General features: G+C 64.3%; 18 protein-coding genes. 13 read left to right on the top strand and 5 right to left on the bottom strand.

Annotated elements, in window-relative coordinates:
* Positions 1-45 precede the first annotated feature (45 nt).
* Positions 46-246, bottom strand: a complete 201-nt coding sequence (locus P8Q88_RS07990) for a DUF1192 domain-containing protein (RefSeq protein WP_278323321.1) — start codon at positions 244-246, stop codon at positions 46-48.
* 139 nt (positions 247-385) lie between these two features.
* Between P8Q88_RS07990 and P8Q88_RS07995 the strand changes: the two genes are divergently transcribed.
* The 5 genes from P8Q88_RS07995 to P8Q88_RS08015 all read left to right on the top strand — a co-directional run bounded on the left by P8Q88_RS07995 (position 386) and on the right by P8Q88_RS08015 (position 6,068).
* A complete protein-coding gene (locus tag P8Q88_RS07995) occupies positions 386-1,372 on the top strand; it encodes an NAD(P)H-quinone oxidoreductase (RefSeq protein WP_446532550.1) in 987 nt (328 codons plus the stop codon).
* Positions 1,373-1,473: 101 nt separating this feature from the next.
* Positions 1,474-2,367 carry a UDP-2,3-diacylglucosamine diphosphatase gene (locus tag P8Q88_RS08000; protein ID WP_278323323.1) on the top strand — a complete coding sequence of 298 codons (894 nt, stop codon included), beginning with the start codon at positions 1,474-1,476 and terminating at the stop codon, positions 2,365-2,367.
* 101 nt (positions 2,368-2,468) lie between these two features.
* The gene (locus tag P8Q88_RS08005; RefSeq protein ID WP_278323647.1) at positions 2,469-3,455 is read left to right on the top strand and encodes a glycosyltransferase family 4 protein; all 987 of its coding nucleotides are present in this window, start codon (positions 2,469-2,471) and stop codon (positions 3,453-3,455) included.
* Positions 3,456-3,558: 103 nt separating this feature from the next.
* A complete protein-coding gene (locus P8Q88_RS08010) occupies positions 3,559-4,296 on the top strand; it encodes a DUF1013 domain-containing protein (protein ID WP_278323324.1) in 738 nt (245 codons plus the stop codon).
* A gap of 101 nt (positions 4,297-4,397) precedes the next feature.
* Positions 4,398-6,068 carry an AMP-binding protein gene (locus P8Q88_RS08015; protein WP_278323325.1) on the top strand — a complete coding sequence of 557 codons (1,671 nt, stop codon included), beginning with the start codon at positions 4,398-4,400 and terminating at the stop codon, positions 6,066-6,068.
* A gap of 129 nt (positions 6,069-6,197) precedes the next feature.
* Here P8Q88_RS08015 and P8Q88_RS08020 read toward each other — a convergent pair whose 3' ends face one another.
* Together P8Q88_RS08020 and P8Q88_RS08025 are read right to left on the bottom strand one after the other, a co-directional pair.
* Positions 6,198-6,599: a bactofilin family protein gene (locus P8Q88_RS08020; protein ID WP_278323326.1), complete on the bottom strand. Its 402-nt coding sequence runs from the start codon at positions 6,597-6,599 to the stop codon at positions 6,198-6,200.
* Between the two features lie 13 nt (positions 6,600-6,612).
* Positions 6,613-7,731 (bottom strand): M23 family metallopeptidase, encoded by a 1,119-nt coding sequence (locus P8Q88_RS08025; RefSeq protein ID WP_278323327.1) that lies wholly within the window; start codon positions 7,729-7,731, stop codon positions 6,613-6,615.
* Positions 7,732-8,025: 294 nt separating this feature from the next.
* Between P8Q88_RS08025 and P8Q88_RS08030 the strand changes: the two genes are divergently transcribed.
* The 8 genes from P8Q88_RS08030 (at position 8,026) to P8Q88_RS08065 (ending at position 14,143) form a co-directional block, all read left to right on the top strand.
* Positions 8,026-8,688 (top strand): nicotinate-nucleotide adenylyltransferase, encoded by a 663-nt coding sequence (locus tag P8Q88_RS08030; RefSeq protein WP_278323328.1) that lies wholly within the window; start codon positions 8,026-8,028, stop codon positions 8,686-8,688.
* A 117-nt stretch (positions 8,689-8,805) separates the two neighbouring features.
* Positions 8,806-9,165 (top strand): ribosome silencing factor, encoded by a 360-nt coding sequence (gene rsfS, locus P8Q88_RS08035; RefSeq protein WP_278323329.1) that lies wholly within the window; start codon positions 8,806-8,808, stop codon positions 9,163-9,165.
* 138 nt (positions 9,166-9,303) lie between these two features.
* On the top strand, positions 9,304-9,726 hold the full coding sequence (locus tag P8Q88_RS08040) for a 23S rRNA (pseudouridine(1915)-N(3))-methyltransferase RlmH (protein ID WP_278323330.1): 423 nt from the start codon (positions 9,304-9,306) through the stop codon (positions 9,724-9,726).
* Between the two features lie 18 nt (positions 9,727-9,744).
* Complete coding sequence (locus tag P8Q88_RS08045; protein WP_278323331.1) at positions 9,745-10,965, top strand: murein hydrolase activator EnvC family protein; 1,221 nt, start codon at positions 9,745-9,747, stop codon at positions 10,963-10,965.
* Between the two features lie 104 nt (positions 10,966-11,069).
* Positions 11,070-12,410, top strand: coding sequence for a S41 family peptidase (locus P8Q88_RS08050; protein WP_278323332.1), 1,341 nt, complete (start codon positions 11,070-11,072; stop codon positions 12,408-12,410).
* 15 nt (positions 12,411-12,425) lie between these two features.
* A complete protein-coding gene (locus P8Q88_RS08055) occupies positions 12,426-12,902 on the top strand; it encodes a disulfide bond formation protein B (protein ID WP_278323333.1) in 477 nt (158 codons plus the stop codon).
* Entirely contained in the window at positions 12,899-13,438 is a 540-nt protein-coding gene (locus tag P8Q88_RS08060) for a demethoxyubiquinone hydroxylase family protein (RefSeq protein WP_278323334.1), read from the top strand. Before P8Q88_RS08055 ends, P8Q88_RS08060 begins: the two co-directional genes overlap by 4 nt.
* A gap of 90 nt (positions 13,439-13,528) precedes the next feature.
* Positions 13,529-14,143, top strand: a complete 615-nt coding sequence (locus P8Q88_RS08065) for a hypothetical protein (RefSeq protein ID WP_278323335.1) — start codon at positions 13,529-13,531, stop codon at positions 14,141-14,143.
* 12 nt (positions 14,144-14,155) lie between these two features.
* Here the strand turns inward: P8Q88_RS08065 and fabI are convergent, their stop codons facing one another.
* Both fabI and P8Q88_RS08075 read right to left on the bottom strand, forming a co-directional pair.
* On the bottom strand, positions 14,156-14,965 hold the full coding sequence (gene fabI, locus P8Q88_RS08070) for an enoyl-ACP reductase FabI (RefSeq protein WP_278323336.1): 810 nt from the start codon (positions 14,963-14,965) through the stop codon (positions 14,156-14,158).
* Positions 14,962-15,807: a YihY/virulence factor BrkB family protein gene (locus P8Q88_RS08075; RefSeq protein ID WP_278323337.1), complete on the bottom strand. Its 846-nt coding sequence runs from the start codon at positions 15,805-15,807 to the stop codon at positions 14,962-14,964. The genes fabI and P8Q88_RS08075 overlap by 4 nt, the downstream gene beginning before the upstream one ends.
* Positions 15,808-15,910 lie beyond the last annotated feature (103 nt).

Here is a 15,910-nt window from a genome sequence, read left to right on the forward strand (position 1 = left end):
ATATGGGAAGGAGCGCTGCGATTTTCAGCCCCCCTGCCATCCCACCTAGTCCTTTCGCCCGAACAGGGCCTCGGCAGCGTCGCGATGCGCGGCGGCCTTGAGTCGGTGGCTTTCCACCCGGGCGATTTCGGCTTCTAGCAGGGCGATGCGCTGTTCCAGCTCGTCCTGCGAATAGGGTTCGAGGTCCTCCGCGGCGAGCTTGCTCGCGGCATCACCTCTGGGGCGCGGACGATCGTCGTCTTCCATTGCTGGGCAGTCTTCCTTGCGCGCCGGTTGCTGTCAACGGGGGGCTTGGGTAATGCCCCCCCAAATGCGATGAGGCGTTGCGACGCGCTATCGCGGGGGCAGACAGGGGACTTGCGTGGCTGACGACTTACCCGAAACGATGATGGCAATGGGCTTCGATGAACCCGGCGGACCGGATGTGCTGCGCGTCGAGCATCTTGCGGTGCCCCGCCCAGGCGCGAACGAGGTGCTGATCAGGGTGAGCCACGCCGGCGTCAACCGACCTGACGTGATCCAGCGACAAGGTTTCTACCCGCCCCCGCCGGGCGCCTCGCCCATCCCGGGGCTCGAGGTTTCCGGCACAGTCGTCGGCCTCGGCGAAGGCGCGCCGCCCGAAATGCTAAATCGCCGGGTTTGCGCGCTGGTATCGGGCGGGGGCTATGCGGAATATTGCCTGGCCCATTCTGCCCATTGTCTGGCTGTGCCCGAGGGCATGGGGATGGACGAGGCAGCCGCGATCCCCGAAACGCTTTTCACCGTCTGGCACAATGTGTTCGAGCGCGGCTTCGTCCGCGATGGGGAGACCCTGCTGGTGCACGGCGGGACCTCCGGGATCGGCACGATGGCGATCATGCTCGGCAAGGCGTTCGAACTGACAGTCATCACGACCGCCGGCAGCGCAGAGAAATGCGCTGCGGCACGCGATCTCGGTGCCGATCTCGCGATCAATTACAAGGACGAGGATTTCGTCGAGCGGGTGAAGGCCTTCACCGACGGCAAGGGCGTCGATGTGGTGCTCGACATGGTGTCGGGCGATTACGTCGCACGCAATATCGAATGCCTTGCGGACGATGGTCGTCATGTCACCATCGCCGTGCTCGGCGGCCTCAAGGCCGAGATCAACATGGCCACGATAATGCGCAAGCGCCTGACGCTGACCGGTTCGACGCTGCGCCCCCGATCGGACGAATTCAAGGCGCTGCTCGCCGACGAGATCTACAATCACGCTTGGCCGCTGTTCGAGGATGGGACGATCCGCCCGGTGATGGACGAAAGCTTCCCTCTGGCAGAAGCAGGCGCGGCGCATGCGCGGATGGAGGGTGGCGACCACATCGGCAAGATCGTGCTCCAGGTTGCAGGCGACTGACTCCGAACCGTCTCAAAGTCGCCGATGTGTAACCGCGCGGTGCGATGCGCGTAACAATCGCATGACAAGGCGGTCCCGCACATGCAGCGGGGAGCCGTCCCATGACCGAACTGCCGAGCGGGCTCGAAGCCCTTCACAATGTAGCCAATTTCCCCTCGATCAAACCGGCCGTGCCGGAAGTAACCAAGGGCGAGCGACGGCGCTTTCGCACGATCTGGATCAGCGACGTGCACCTCGGTACGAAGGGCTGCAATCACGAACTGCTGATTGATTTCCTCGACCACACCGACAGCGACACCATGTATCTGGTCGGCGACATCATCGACGGCTGGCGATTGAAGAAGAGGTTCTACTGGCCCGCCGAACACAATGATATCGTCTGGCGCATCCTCAAGCGGGCGCGGCGCGGGACACGGATCGTCTATATCCCGGGCAATCACGATGAGATGGTGCGGCCCTTTTGCGGCATGAATTTCGGCGGAGTCGAAATCCGCCGTGCGGCATTTCATGACACTGCCGACGGGCGGCGCCTGATGGTGCTGCATGGCGACGAATTCGACGCGGTCATGCTGGCCCACCGCTGGCTCGCGTTCGTGGGCGACGCGGCCTATCACGTCATGATGAAGCTGAACGGCTGGGTGGCCAGCGTGCGCAAGCGGCTCGGCCTGCCCTACTGGTCGATCTCCAAGGCGGCGAAGCACAAGGTCAAGAACGCGGTCGAATTCATCGGCAAGTACGAGGAAGTCGTCGCCCGCGCTGCCGGCGAACGCGGCGTGGACGGCGTCGTCTGCGGGCATATCCACACGGCGGAATCGCGCATCTTCCTGCACGAAGGCGCGCGCGTGGAGTACTGGAACGACGGCGATTGGGTCGAAGGTTGCAACGCGCTTGTCGAGCACGAGGATGGTAGAATGGAAATCCTGCACTGGGCGGAAGAAGTTGCGCGGCGCGACATGTGCGCGCAGGCGGCACTGCCCGAGCCGGAGGCGGCGTGACGGCATTGTCCATCGGAGAGCTGGGCGGGAAGGCGACGGTGGCGATCGCGCCCGATGCGCCACACCGCATTGCGATCGTGACCGACGCCTGGCTGCCGCAAATGAACGGCGTGGTGCGCACATTGACGACGACATGCGAGATGCTGCGCTCGCGGGGGCACGAGGTAATGGTCGTTTCTCCCGACCAGTTCCCAAGCCTGCCCTGCCCCACCTATCCTGAAATCCGCCTCGCGCTCGCGCTGCCGGGAAAGGTTGCGGGTCTCTTGCGCGGCTTTACACCCGATGCGATCCACATTGCCACCGAAGGACCGCTCGGCATGGCGGCACGGCGCTATTGCGCCCGCAATGGCGTGGAGTTCACCACCGCCTACCACACGCAGTTTCCCGACTACGTCGCCCGGCGCACGCACCTGCCCGCACACTGGTTCTGGAACTACATCACCTGGTTCCACCGCCCGGCGAGCCGGATCCTCGTCGCCACCGAAAGCATTCGGTGCGAGCTGCGCGACCATGCTCTCGATCGGCTCCACCATTGGGGCCGCGGGGTCGATCTCGCCTGCTTCTCTGCGGACGCTCCGCAGCCGAGCGAATATGAAGGCCTGGCAAGACCGATCCAGCTCTATGTCGGCCGGGTCGCGGTGGAAAAGAACATCGAGGCATTTCTCGAGGGCGGCTTTCCCGGCAGCAAGGTGGTCGTCGGCGACGGCCCGCAACTGGCGGAACTACGGCAAAAATTTCCCGAGACCGTGTTTCTTGGCCGCAAGGCCGGACGCGACCTTGCCGGCTGCTATGCCGGCGCAGATGTGTTCGTGTTTCCCAGCCAAACCGACACATTCGGCCTCGTCATGATCGAGGCGCTAGCCTGCGGGACGCCGGTTGCAGCCTACCCGGTCGCCGGGCCGCGCGATATCCTGACCGAAGAGGTCGGCGCAATGTCCGATGACCTCGACCGCGCGATTGCAGCGGCGATGTTCTGCGATCGCAAGGCATGTGCGGCCTATGGCGCATCCTTCAGCTGGGAGGCGGCAACGGCGCAGTTTCTCGCCGGCCTGGCGCCCGTTACGGCGGGCGAACTGCCTGCGGCCTAGGGATTTGCTTGCCGAATCCGTGCCGCTGACCTACATCACTGGCATATCGGCCGTCCCGCGAGGGGCGGCCTCTCTATTTTCGGATCCAGGAAAAGGCACCCTCATGGCCGACCAACCCAAACCGCTGATGCCGCATGCGACCGCCACCTGGCTGGTCGACAATACCGGCCTTTCCTTCGAGCAGATCGCCGAGTTCTGCGGCCTCCATATCCTGGAAGTGCAGGCGATGGCCGACGATCTTGCGGGCAGCAAATATACCGGCCGCGACCCCGTCCATGCCGGCGAGCTGACGCAGGACGAAATTGCCAAGGGCGAAAAGGACAGCGAATACGCACTGAAAATGCAGCGCGCGCCGGTCGCGGTCAGCCGCACCAAGGGGCCGCGCTACACGCCTGTGTCCAAGCGGCAGGACAAGCCTGACGGCATTGCCTGGATCCTGCGCAACCACCCGGAGATTTCCGATGCGCAGATCGGCAAGCTGATCGGCACCACCCGCAACACCATCGGCGCTATCCGTGACCGCAGCCACTGGAACATCCAGAACATCCAGCCCAAGGATCCGGTGACGCTGGGCCTGTGCTCGCAGCGCGAGCTCGACGCAGTGGTCGCCAAGGCAGCCAAGAATATCCCGGTTGCCGAGGGCGAAGAAGTGCCGGCCGTGGCGCCGTCGGGCGCAAGCGATCGCGAGCGCCTGATCGAGGAACTGCGCGCTGAACGCGATGCCAATGAAAAGGCAGCCGCGGAAGCCGCTCAGGAAGCCGAAGCCGAGGAGTGGCTGCGCGCCAAGCGCGCCGCAGAGGAAGCGGGCGAGGCTCCCGCTGCGCCGAGCGACGATGCCTGAGCAACGGCCTCGCCAGTGAGATCATGAAAGGGCAGGGAAAGCAGCGCGCTTTTCCTGCCCTTTTTACTTGCCTTTAGGACACGATGCCGCATGTAACTGACATGGATGTAAGCAAGCTGCCGAACTACCACCCGGTCCCTTGGGATACGCAATTCGAGCCGATGTCGCTGCCCGAAATGTTCGCGCGCACGACCAGGCGGCGGGCTGCGGCACCCCTGCTCCATTTCCTCGGCCGCAGCTATAGCTATGCCGAACTGTTCGGTGAGGCCCAGGCGTTTGCGCGGGGCCTGATGGCCCGAGGCATCGGTCAGGGAGACCGGGTCGGCCTGTTCCTGCCCAATGTGCCGAGCTACGTAGCGGCCTATTACGGTGCGATGATGGCGGGCGCCGTGGTGGTCAATTTCTCGCCGCTCTATTCAGTCGAGGAGCTGGCCCAGCAGGTGGCCGATTCCGGCACGCGCGTGCTGGTGACGGTGGATGTGCCCGAACTGTATCCGACGGCGCAAAAGGTCCTGCGCGGTTCTGCGCTCGAAATGCTGGTTGTGAGCCAGCTGTCGAGAATGCTGCCTCGCCTGAAGGGTCTCGCCATGCGGCTCCTGGCGCGCAGCAAGATCGCCGCGGTGGACTATGACGATACCACCCTGGCGTGGAAGGACGTGGTCGATGGCGCGCCACAAGATGCGCCGTTGCCCGACATTGCTCCCGATTCGCTGGCGCTGCTGCAATATACGGGCGGAACCACGGGCACGCCAAAGGGCGCCATGCTGACCCACGCTAATCTCTCCATCAATGCGCAGCAAACTGCTGGCCTCAATCCTTTCGGCGATCCGGAGAACGAGATTTTCATGGGCGCGCTGCCCTTTTTCCATGTGTTCGCCAATACTACCCTGCTCAATCATGCGGTGGTGACCGGTGCGGCGATCGCGATGGTCCCCAGGTTCGAAACCAAGCAGGTGCTGCAAACGATCGAAAAATATGGTGCGACCGGATTTCCCGGCGTGCCGACAATGTTCCAGGCCCTGCTCGACCATCCCGACCTGACGAAAACCGACCTCTCCACGCTGAAGGTCTGCATTTCAGGCGGTGCACCGCTTGCAAATCCACTGCGCGAGAAATTCGAGGCGGCGACTGGCGTGCGGCTGGTCGAAGGTTATGGCCTCACTGAAAGCGCGGGCGTCGTTTCCGCCAACCCGTATGAGGGTACGCGAAAGCCCGGCACGATCGGACAGGTCGTCATGCGGACCGAGGTCCTGCTCCTCGACAAGGAAGATCCCGCGAAGATCGCTCCGGATGGCGAACCGGGCGAGCTGGCGGTGCACGGGCCGCAGATCATGCAGGGTTACTGGAACCGACCGGATGCGGCGAAGGATGTCTTTGTCGAGCACCTGGGCAAGACATGGCTGCGCACCGGCGATGTCGCCACGCTGGACGATGATGGCTTTCTCGAGATTGTCGACCGGATAAAGGACATGATCGCGGTCGGCGGGTTCAAGGTCTTCCCCAGCCAGGTGGAAGATGCGCTGCTCGAGAACGATGCGATCAAGGAGGCGCTGGTGATCGGCGTGCCCGACGATTATCTCGGCGAACGGCCGCGCGCCTACGTCACGCTCAACTCCGGCGCACACGAAAGCGGCGAGCAACTGGCGCAATGGCTCAACCAGCGCATCGGCAAGCATGAGCGAGTCGAAAGCGTGGTGGTGCGCGACGAGCTGCCGAAGACGATGATCGGCAAGCTCGACCGTAAGGCCCTGCGCGCCGAAGTCTTCGGCTAGACCGATGCGTCGCAGGCCGGACTTCACCTGATCGGGTGGACTGCGAGGCCGATTCCGGAACGGTAGAATAGAAGAAGGCCGCCTGCGTCGTTGCGCGGGCGGCCTTCATCCCCTCCGACTTGTGAACGGTCAGTTGGCGACCGAAAGCTCCGGCTTGGCACCCGCTTGCGGCTGCGTCGCGGTGCCCGCCTGCGCCGCCTTCTTGGCATCGCGATGGGCGAAACGACCTTCGACCTGCGCGCCCTGCTCGATGGTCAGCGCGTCGTAGAACACGTCGCCGTCGATCTTGGCAGTCTTGAGGATCACCAGTTCCCGTGCCGTGATCGATCCGGTGACCGTGCCGGCGAGCCGGGCGCTTTCCGCCTTGATCGCGCCGGTCACGTCGCTGGTCTCGCCTTGAACGAGGCTGGTGCAGGCGATATCGCCTTCGACCGAACCGTCGATATGGAGATCGGCCGAGGCCTTGATGTCACCCTTGACCATGAGGTCGGAGCCGAGGACCGAGAAGGTCGAGCTGTTTCTGCTGGCCATGCCGCGTCCCCCGTCAGTCTGCGCGGGCGAGCTGGGGAGCTCGTCGGATTTCTTCGAGAACATGGGGGGCTGTCTCCAGGAAGGTGCGCGGGTTAACCGCGCGATTGTTGATGCGGACCTCGAAATGGAGGTGCGGGCCGGTCGAACGGCCGGTGCTGCCGATGGCGCCGATGGTCTGGCCCGGGGCAACCTGGTCACCGACCTTGGCACGGAAGGCGGACATATGCGCATAGCGTGTCATCAGGCCGTTGCCGTGGGTGATCTCCACGGTCTTGCCGTAACCGGACTTGCGGCCGACGAAGGTCACGCGCCCCGCGGCGGCGGCATAGATCGGCGCACCCTTGGGGCCACGGAAATCGAGGCCCTGGTGCATGGCGCCCGCGCCGGTAAACGGATCGCGGCGATAGCCGAAGCTCGAGGTCACCATCTCGACCGAAGCCGGGGCAACCTGCGGCACGCCGGCCAGCCCGTTTTCAAGCGCCGACATGCGCGCGATCGACAGGCCGAGGCGCTCGAAGCGCGGATCGATAGTGCCATCGACGCTAGTCGCCAGCTTTTCCAGCGGGCCACCCATCGCGCTGCGATCGGCCTGACGAATCATCGTATCGGGATTGAGGCCGAGCTGTTTGAGGGCATCCGCGGCCTTGGCGGCACGCCAGTCGGCATAGCGGGTCAGGCCTTCGACAAAGGCGAGCTGGCGCGCTTCGATGCGAGCCAGTTCGGCGGCTTCGGGGATAGCCAGGCTGACCTTGTCGATGGTCGCGGCGGCTTCGGTCGCGGAATCGGACACGTTTTCCACGGCCTTCACGTCTTCGGGAAGAGAGGCGACCATGTCCTCGATGAAGTCCTGGCGCTTGACCAAGTCGCTCGTCACAGCGTCGAGATTGTCGCGATAGGCATTTACACGCTCGGTCGCGGTGGCGACCTTCGCCTCGCGGTCGAGCAGCGACAGGCGATCGGTGGTGGCGCGATACTGCGTCCAGCCGGCGACTGCCATCGAGATGACCCAGATCGACAAGATGGCGAGCGCCGCAGCGGCAGCGATGATCTGCACGCGCGAGGAAATGGTGATGAAGCGGACCTGACCCTGCGACCGCATGAAGAATTCGCGATCCGGAAACCAGTTGCGCAAGCGGTTCCCCCAACCGCTGGTGGCTTGTTTGCTATACAAAACGACCCGTCCCTTATGGTCTTACGTCCCTGATTGAGACCGTTAACAGGCGTTCGCTACCAAATCGAATCCGGGTTCCCGTTAATTCTGTGAGTCGAGCAGTTGGCGGGACGAGTCGTTTCATCGTTGGAAAATTTTCGTGCGGAAGGAGGTTCGAAAAGTTAAGCCGACATTTACCATTTCCATGGCTTCGCCGCCTTCCGCGCCCGCCAACCCTCTGTTTAAAAGTGACAAATACATGACAGGACATCGCCGTTGAGCCGTGCGCGTCGAATCGGATTGCTGGGCGGGAGCTTCAATCCGGCCCATGGCGGCCATCGCCGCGTGTCGATTTTCGCGCACAAGGCGCTGGGTCTCGATGAGGTGTGGTGGCTTGTTTCACCCGGGAATCCGCTCAAGCCGCGCGACGGGATGGCGCCCCTGGCCACGCGCATGCGCTCGGCAATCGCCCAGTCGCGGCGGGCGCCGATCCGGGTCACGGCCATCGAGCAGCGCTTGGGCACGCGTTACACCGTCGACACGCTGAGCAGCCTTGCACGCCGATACCCGCGCAATCGGTTCGCGTGGCTGATGGGCTCCGATAATCTCGCCCAGTTCCACCTCTGGCGCGACTGGCGGAGGATAGCGCGGACCATGCCGATTGCAGTCATCGCCCGCCCGGGCTATATGGATGCTGTCGTCGCAAGCCCCGCGATGGCCTGGCTGCGGCGCTTTCGCGTGCCGCTGTCCAGCTTCGTCAATGGGGGCGATTGGAGTGCACCGGCACTGGTGACCTTGCGTTTCGATCCCGATCCAAGATCGGCCACGGCCATTCGCCGCGGCGATCCCGATTGGCCGAAACGGTTCGCCGGGCCGCCTCCAAGGGACCAGCTGACACATCGGCTCGTTACGTCGCAGGGGGAAACTCCGGCGCCATGATGCGCGATATTTCTCTCATGCCCCACGCCTCTAGATCCAGGAGTAACGCACCCGCCTATGACACAGGCGCATACAAATCCGGCACAGGCCGGCAAAAGTCCGGCCAGAGTCGCATCCATGACGACGGCTGAGGACGATCCGCTGCTCGATCTCGTGCTGCAGCAGCTCGACGACGATCAGGCGCAGGACATCGTCGCAATCCCTCTCGAAGGCAAAAGCTCGATCGCCGATCACATGATTATCGCCTCGGGCCGCTCGACGCGCCAGGTCGCCTCCATCGCGCAGAAGTTGGCCGAGAAGATCAAGCAGGCGGGGTTCGGCCCGGTGAAGCTTGAAGGGCTTCCCGCCGCCGACTGGGTCCTGCTCGACGCGGGCGACGTCGTAGTGCACCTCTTCCGCCCCGAAGTCCGCAGCTTCTACAATCTGGAGCGCATGTGGGCCTTCGGAGACGCCCCGCCGGTCGCCGGCACGGCCTGACAGTTTTTCGCACCCGCCTCCGCGTGTGCGCTGTCCTCGCTCAAGCGACCTGACGGTCGCATCGCTGCGGGCGGCCGCTTGGCCTTGCCTCGCCTTTGGCTCGGTGCTCTGGGAGCGGCAAGCGTCGGAGGGTGGATTTTGCTTTTACATATTATCGCGCGCGGCAAGATCGCTCGATCGCCGGAGGCGGAAATGGTCGCGCGGTACGAAAAGCGGCTGACTTGGCCCATCAAGCTTACCGAATTGCCAGAAACGGGCGGGCGCGTTCCCGAACCGCAATCTCCCTACAAGACCGTCCTGCTAGACGAGCGGGGGAAAGACCTTCCATCTGAGGATCTTGCCGCCATTCTCGGGCGCTGGCGCGATGACGGCATGCGCGAGTGCCGCTTCGTTCTCGGAGCTGCCGACGGTCATTCGGAGGACGAGCGCCGCGAGGCCGACCTTCTCTTGGCATTTGGCCGTGCGACGTGGCCGCACCTGCTCGCCCGGGCCATGCTGGCCGAGCAACTCTATCGGGCGACGACGATCCTTGCCGGGCACCCCTATCATCGCAGCGGGTAATGCTGCAGACATGACGTCATGATCCGGCTCGCCTCGCTCCTTCTGCTGTGCGCTTCCATCGTCCTTGTCGCGGCTGCGTTCGAGCCGCTCGGGGCCCGGTCCGGCGCGCAATTCGAGAATGCGGGCGCCGCGCGCGAGGCCCTCGAGACTGCGCGCAACTTGCAGCGTGACGCTCGTGCGCGAGCCGAGCGGTTTGAGCAGCGCGCCACCCGCTCACGCGAAGCCGCCGACAAGGCAACCGACGAAGCTGCGGCACTTGCTGCGCGAGTCCAGCAAGCGGAAGCGGCGATTGCCAGTGCCGAGGCGCGCGAAGCGATCGCGGTGTCGGAACGTCGGAAGCTCGACCGCCGCCTGGCCGAGCGCCGCGAACCGCTCGTCCGGCTGACGGGCGCCTTGCAGAGCATGTCGCGCCGTCCGCTTACGCTCTCGGCCCTGCAGCCGGGCTCGCTGCGCGATCTGGTATTCACGCGCGCGGTCCTGGACAGTGCGATACCGCAGGTACGGATCAGGACTGCGGCTCTGCGTGGCGAGCTTGATCGTGCGCGTTCGCTGGAATCCGAGGCGCGCGCCGCGCTGGCCGACCGGCGGGAGGCGGAGGCGCAGCTGTCGCAGAGGCGCGCAAATCTCGTGGCAGCCGCGCGGCGCGAACGGCTTGCCGCCCGCGCGGCGTCGGGCGGTGCCGCGCGCGAAGCACAACGTGCGCTCGTGCTGGCGGAACAGGCACGAGATCTCGATGCGCTGGTCGGCCAGATCGAGCAGGCTGGATCGTTGCGGCAGGAACTGGCTGCCCTGCCGGGACCGCTGCTTCGTCCGGACAATCCGGGACAGGCTCGCCGCACCGCTCCGCCCACTCCGCGGGCACGCGCGACCGCACCGCCCGACCGCTATCTCCTGCCCGTTGCCGGCAAAGTTGTCCGCGGGTTCGGCGAGGCTGCCGAAGGTGTTCCGCGCCAGTCCGGCATCACCCTGTTTGCGCGCGAGGGAGCGCAAGCGGTAGCGCCTGCGGCAGGACGGATCGTGTTTGCCGGACCCTACCGGGGCTACGACCGTATCGTGATCGTCGAGCATGCTAACGGATGGACCAGCCTCGTGACCGGGCTGGCGGCGCTCGATGTGGGAGTTGGCCAGCAAGTCGCCGCAGGGTCGCCCATCGGACGCGCCGGAGGGGAGGCGCGCGAGATCGCCCTCGAATTGCGGCGTGACGGCGACCCGGTGAACCCGCTCGACTACCTGCGCTAGGTCGTCCGTCGATTTGGCCTTCACAAGCCGCTCATGCCCACTCATCTGGCATTAAGCGGCGCTGCGCGATACACTGAGCCGTGAATTTTGGAGTCTCCCGCCCGATGAAACTTGCCGCCCTGCTTCGGTCCGCCGCCCTCGTCACCGCCGTGGCGATCATCCCCGCGACCACTGCGGGCATGGCGCAGGTGGAAGGGCGGGCGGGTCCTGAATTCGCCAAGGTCATGGCGGTCTACCAGCGGATCAAGTCGAGCTATGTCGAGCAGGTCGACGACGACAAGCTGATCCGCGGCATGATCGATGGCATGCTTTCCTCGCTCGATCCGCATTCGGGCTATCTCGACGGCAGCGATCTTCAACGCCTCGAAACGATGATCGACGGCAACTATTCCGGTCTCGGCCTTTCGGTCGTGATGGAAGACGGGGCGGTGAAGATCATTTCGCCCTTCCGCGGCAGTCCCGCTGACAAGGCCGGGCTGAAGGCGGGCGATTTCATCACGCACCTCGACGGCAAGCTGATCGTCGGCGGCAGCCTCGACGAAGCTGTGGCGCAGATGCGCGGGCCGGAAGGAACCTCGATCGGTCTGACCGTTTTCCGTCCGGGCCGCGACGAGCCCTTCGACGTGACCGTGACGCGCGGTGTCATCGAACTCGAACCCGTTACCTGGGAGCTCGAAGACGGCAATATCGGCCACATCATGATCAACGAATTCTCGCGCGATGTCGGCAGCGACGTTTTCGCCGCGTGGGAGGATCTGAAGAACCAGGCGACCGGCCGCTTGAACGGATTGGTGCTCGATTTGCGCTCCAACCCCGGCGGCTCGCTCGACGAGGCAGTGGCGCTGTCCGACCTGTTCCTGACAGAGGGCCGTATCGTGTCGCAGCGCGGCCGCGCGCGAGGCGAGAACATCTATTACGACGCCGAGACCGTGTTTCGCGGCGACATCGCGCAGGATATTCCGATCATCGTGCTGATCGACGAGGGGTCCGCTTCGGCCTCGGAAATCGTGGCTGGTGCGCTGCAAGATCACCGTCGCGCGGTGGTGATGGGCCAGCGCAGCTTCGGCAAGGGCAGCGTCCAGTCGCTTCTCCCGCTCGGCCGCGACGCCGCGCTCAAGCTCACGACTGCACGCTATTACACGCCGTCTGGTCATTCGGTGCAGGAAGGCGGGATCAAGCCCGACATCGCCGTGCCGCAGCTGTCCGACCCCGATCTGGCCAAGCGCTCGCGCTTCACGATGCGCGAATCGGATTTGCGCGGCCATCTCGTGAACGAGGCGGGCCTCGCCGACGAGGCGATGGAGCGCGACCAGCGCGACGATCCGCGCTTCCAGCTGACGGCCGAGGAGCTCGAGGAACGCGGCATCGAAGATTTCCAGCTGCATTATGCGCTCGAAACCCTGCGTCGGACCTCGCCGAATGCGGTTGCCCGCCGCGCCAGGTAAGGTAAACGGCTGGGCATGAGCCTGTCTCCCCCATCGCGGCTCGCCCGCGCTCTGGCCCTTGCCGTTCCGGCCCTGTTGCTGGGCGGTGCCTACGTTTCCGAGTATGGCTTCGGCCTCTTTCCTTGCGAAATGTGCTGGTGGCAGCGGTGGCCCCATTTTGCGGCAGTCGGCGTGGCGCTGCTGGCCTTCGCGGTTCCGCCACAGCGCCTGTGGACGGGCCTCGCCGCAATCGCGATTCTTGTGTCGGGGGCAATTGGCCTGTTTCATGCTGGCGTCGAATATGGCTGGTGGGAAGGGATCACCTCCTGCACGGCAATCGTTGCCGATGACGGCGGCAGCGCGCTTGATTCGATCATGAACACACCGCTGGTGCGCTGCGACGAACCGGCCTGGACGTTGCTCGGCATCAGCCTGGCAGGCTACAATTTCCTGATCTCGACCGCCGCCGGCATCGCGATCCTGGTCTTGCTCGGAAAGGACAGGCGGACATGAGCCCCGATACGAAGAAACTGCCCGATCATATCGCCCGGATGATTCGCGTGGATCAGGCGGGCGAGTTCGGCGCGACACGCATCTACGCCGGCCAGCTGGCAGTCATGGGCGATCGCGGGCCGGACTCGGCGGAAATCGCGGGCATGGCCGAGCAGGAAGCCGGCCACCGGGAAAAATTCGATGCGCTGATGGCGCGCCGCGGCGTGCGGCCGACGCTCCTGCAGCCGTTTTGGGATCGCGCGGGCTTCGCGCTCGGTGCGGTCACGGCGCTGATCGGCCCGGAGGCGGCGATGGCCTGTACCGCCGCGGTCGAGACGGAAATCGACGATCACTATTCGCGCCAGCTCGATCGTTTGATGGAAACCGGAGAGGATCCGGAATTGGCCGCGATGATCGAGGAGTTCCGCGAAGACGAGCGCGAGCATCGCGATGCCGCGCTGGCCGCGGGCGCGGAGCGCGCGCCGGGCTATCCGCTGATGTCGGCTGTCATCCGCGCCGGATGCCGCGCGGCGATCCGCATCTCGGAGCGTGTTTGAGGGAACACGCAGGGCGCTTCGCGCGCTTCATGGACAGTTCAGTGCCGTTGCAGCTAATCTGCGACGATCAGGAAATCTCACGAGGATACGATGACCAAGCTTCTTTCGCTGCTCGCCCCGGCCACCGTAGCGCTTGGCGCTGCTACCCTCGCTGCGCCCGCGGCGGCGCAAACGCCGGTCGAGACCGGCGACGACAGCTACAATATGGTCATCGTCTATGGCGACGATGCCTGTCCCGAAAGCACCCCCGATGTCATCGTGGTCTGTGCCCGCAAAGGTGAGAACGAGCGGTATCGCATCCCCGAGCGCCTGCGCTTTTCCGATGATCCGGCGAACCGCGCCTGGGCCGAGCGGGTGGAACAGCTCGAATATGTCGGCCAGTCGGGCATCATGTCATGCTCCCCGGTCGGCGCTGGCGGCTTCACCGGATGCACGCAGGAACTGATCCGCGAAGCCTATGCCGATCGCGAGAATTCGTCCGAAGTCCGGTTTGGCCAATTGGTGGCGGAAGCGCGCGCCGAACGGCTCGAAGGCATCGATGCGGAAGCCGCAGCCGAGCAGGAGCGCGTCGAAATGATTGAACGCGAATATATGGAGCGGCTCGAGCGCGAGCGCGCCGGCCAAACGCCCGACGAGGCCGCACAAGTGGAAACCGAAGAGGAAGTGCGCGAGATCGACGATCTCGCCCGCCCGCCCGAAGGCTGAGCGGGGAACCGGTCAGTTCTTGTCGAGCGCGATGTCCGGGGCGTCTTCCTGCTTCATCCCGACGACATGATAGCCTGCATCGACATGATGCGTTTCGCCGGTGACGCCGGATGACAGATCGGACAGGAAGTAGAGCCCCGATCCACCGACATCGTCGATCGTGATATTGCGCCGGAGCGGCGAATTGAGCTCGTTCCACTTCAGGATATACCGGAAGTCTCCGATTCCGCTCGCGGCCAGCGTTTTCACCGGCCCGGCGCTGATTGCGTTGACGCGAATGTTTTGCGGGCCGAGGTCGTTCGCCAGATATTGCACGCTTGTTTCCAGCGCCGCCTTGGCGACACCCATGACGTTATAGTGCGGGATGACCTTCTCCGCGCCGTAGTAGGTCAGCGTCACGATCGAACCGCCGTTCGGCATCATTTCGGCCGCCCGCTTCGTCACCGCAACGAGGGAATAGGCGGAAATGTTCATCGTCATCAGGAAGTTGTCGAGGCTGGTATCGACATATTTCCCGCGCAGTTCATTCTTGTCCGAAAATCCGATTGCATGGACCACGAAATCGAGCGTTTCCCAGCGGTCCTTCAGCGTGGCAAACGCTCGGTCTAGCGCCGCCATGTCGGACACGTCGCATTCGATCACGAAATCGCTGCCCAGCTGTTCGGCCAACGGAGCGACCCGTTTCTTCAGCGCTTCGCCCTGATAGGAAAACGCCAGCTCGGCCCCGTGTTCAGCCAGTTTTTTGGCGATGCCCCAGGCGAGCGACTTGTCGTTGGCGAGCCCCATGATCAGCCCGCGTTTGCCTTCCATCAATCCGGTCATGTGCTCACCTCCGCCTTTTCGCCGTCTGCCTCCAGCGCCTTTTCCTCGGGCGTTTCAGCGAGCGCTGCGTTCAATTCCGCGCCGATAACCACGCCGAGCCCGACAAGCCAGAAAAAGAACAGCGCGATCATGATCCCGGCAAGGCTGCCGTATGTGAGATTGTAGCTGAAAAAACTGCGCAGGACCGCCGGCAGCAGCGATGTGACGAGGATCCACCAGATGGTCGTGAACAGCACCCCGGGCCACTTGGGATACTGCCGGCTGCGGTAACGCGACGGGGTCAGCGTGTAGAAGATCAGGTAGAGCGAGCCGAACAGGCCCAGCGCGGGCACGATGCGCGACAGGCGCAAATCGTTCACGTGATCGATGAATTGCGGGAAATAGGCCTCGATCACCTGCTGCGCCGCGCCGATGATGACCTGCGCGATGAGCGACAGCATGAGCAGCAGAACGGCGGCGATGATCACCCCGGTGCTGAACAGGCGGTATTTCCAGAAGGCATGCGTCATCTTGGTGCCATAGGCACGCCGCAGGATGTCGCGGATCGTCTCGATCAGGCTGCCGACGGTCCACAGGGCGACCAGCGCGCCGGCCCATAGCAACCAGCCGCTGCGCGAATCGATGACATCGCGCGCGACCGGTTCGATGACATTGCCGACGCTGGGCGGGAGGGTGACGAGGATCGCGTTGATGGACGCCGCCCGGTCGCTCTCCTCGCCGAACAGAGAGAACAGCGCGGCACCCAGAATGAAGAAAGGGAATATCGAGAACATTGCCAGATAGGCGAGGTTTCCGGCATGGATGAAGCCGTCGTTGAACGTGCCGACAGCGGTTCGCTTCATAACCTCCCAGGCGCGGGTGCCGGGCCCGATTCGACGAACCACATGCCCCCTCAGCGAATGAGCCTCGCTGCGGCGCGCCTCGGGCGACAGCGATTGGACTTCG

This window comes from Qipengyuania marincola, assembly GCF_029688625.1.
GTDB lineage: Bacteria > Pseudomonadota > Alphaproteobacteria > Sphingomonadales > Sphingomonadaceae > Qipengyuania.

Coding starts and splice junctions, on each gene's coding strand:
- P8Q88_RS08055 (WP_278323333.1), top strand. CDS start 12,426: ATGAGCCTGTCTCCCCCATCGCGGCTCGCCCGCGCTCTGGCCCTTGCC.
- P8Q88_RS07995 (WP_446532550.1), top strand. CDS start 386: ATGATGGCAATGGGCTTCGATGAACCCGGCGGACCGGATGTGCTGCGC.
- P8Q88_RS08065 (WP_278323335.1), top strand. CDS start 13,529: ATGACCAAGCTTCTTTCGCTGCTCGCCCCGGCCACCGTAGCGCTTGGC.
- P8Q88_RS08060 (WP_278323334.1), top strand. CDS start 12,899: ATGAGCCCCGATACGAAGAAACTGCCCGATCATATCGCCCGGATGATT.
- P8Q88_RS07990 (WP_278323321.1), bottom strand. CDS start 246: ATGGAAGACGACGATCGTCCGCGCCCCAGAGGTGATGCCGCGAGCAAG.
- P8Q88_RS08000 (WP_278323323.1), top strand. CDS start 1,474: ATGACCGAACTGCCGAGCGGGCTCGAAGCCCTTCACAATGTAGCCAAT.
- fabI (WP_278323336.1), bottom strand. CDS start 14,965: ATGACCGGATTGATGGAAGGCAAACGCGGGCTGATCATGGGGCTCGCC.
- P8Q88_RS08015 (WP_278323325.1), top strand. CDS start 4,398: ATGGATGTAAGCAAGCTGCCGAACTACCACCCGGTCCCTTGGGATACG.
- P8Q88_RS08010 (WP_278323324.1), top strand. CDS start 3,559: ATGGCCGACCAACCCAAACCGCTGATGCCGCATGCGACCGCCACCTGG.
- P8Q88_RS08075 (WP_278323337.1), bottom strand. CDS start 15,807: ATGAAGCGAACCGCTGTCGGCACGTTCAACGACGGCTTCATCCATGCC.
- P8Q88_RS08020 (WP_278323326.1), bottom strand. CDS start 6,599: ATGGCCAGCAGAAACAGCTCGACCTTCTCGGTCCTCGGCTCCGACCTC.
- P8Q88_RS08005 (WP_278323647.1), top strand. CDS start 2,469: ATGAACGGCGTGGTGCGCACATTGACGACGACATGCGAGATGCTGCGC.
- P8Q88_RS08045 (WP_278323331.1), top strand. CDS start 9,745: ATGATCCGGCTCGCCTCGCTCCTTCTGCTGTGCGCTTCCATCGTCCTT.
- rsfS (WP_278323329.1), top strand. CDS start 8,806: ATGACGACGGCTGAGGACGATCCGCTGCTCGATCTCGTGCTGCAGCAG.
- P8Q88_RS08050 (WP_278323332.1), top strand. CDS start 11,070: ATGAAACTTGCCGCCCTGCTTCGGTCCGCCGCCCTCGTCACCGCCGTG.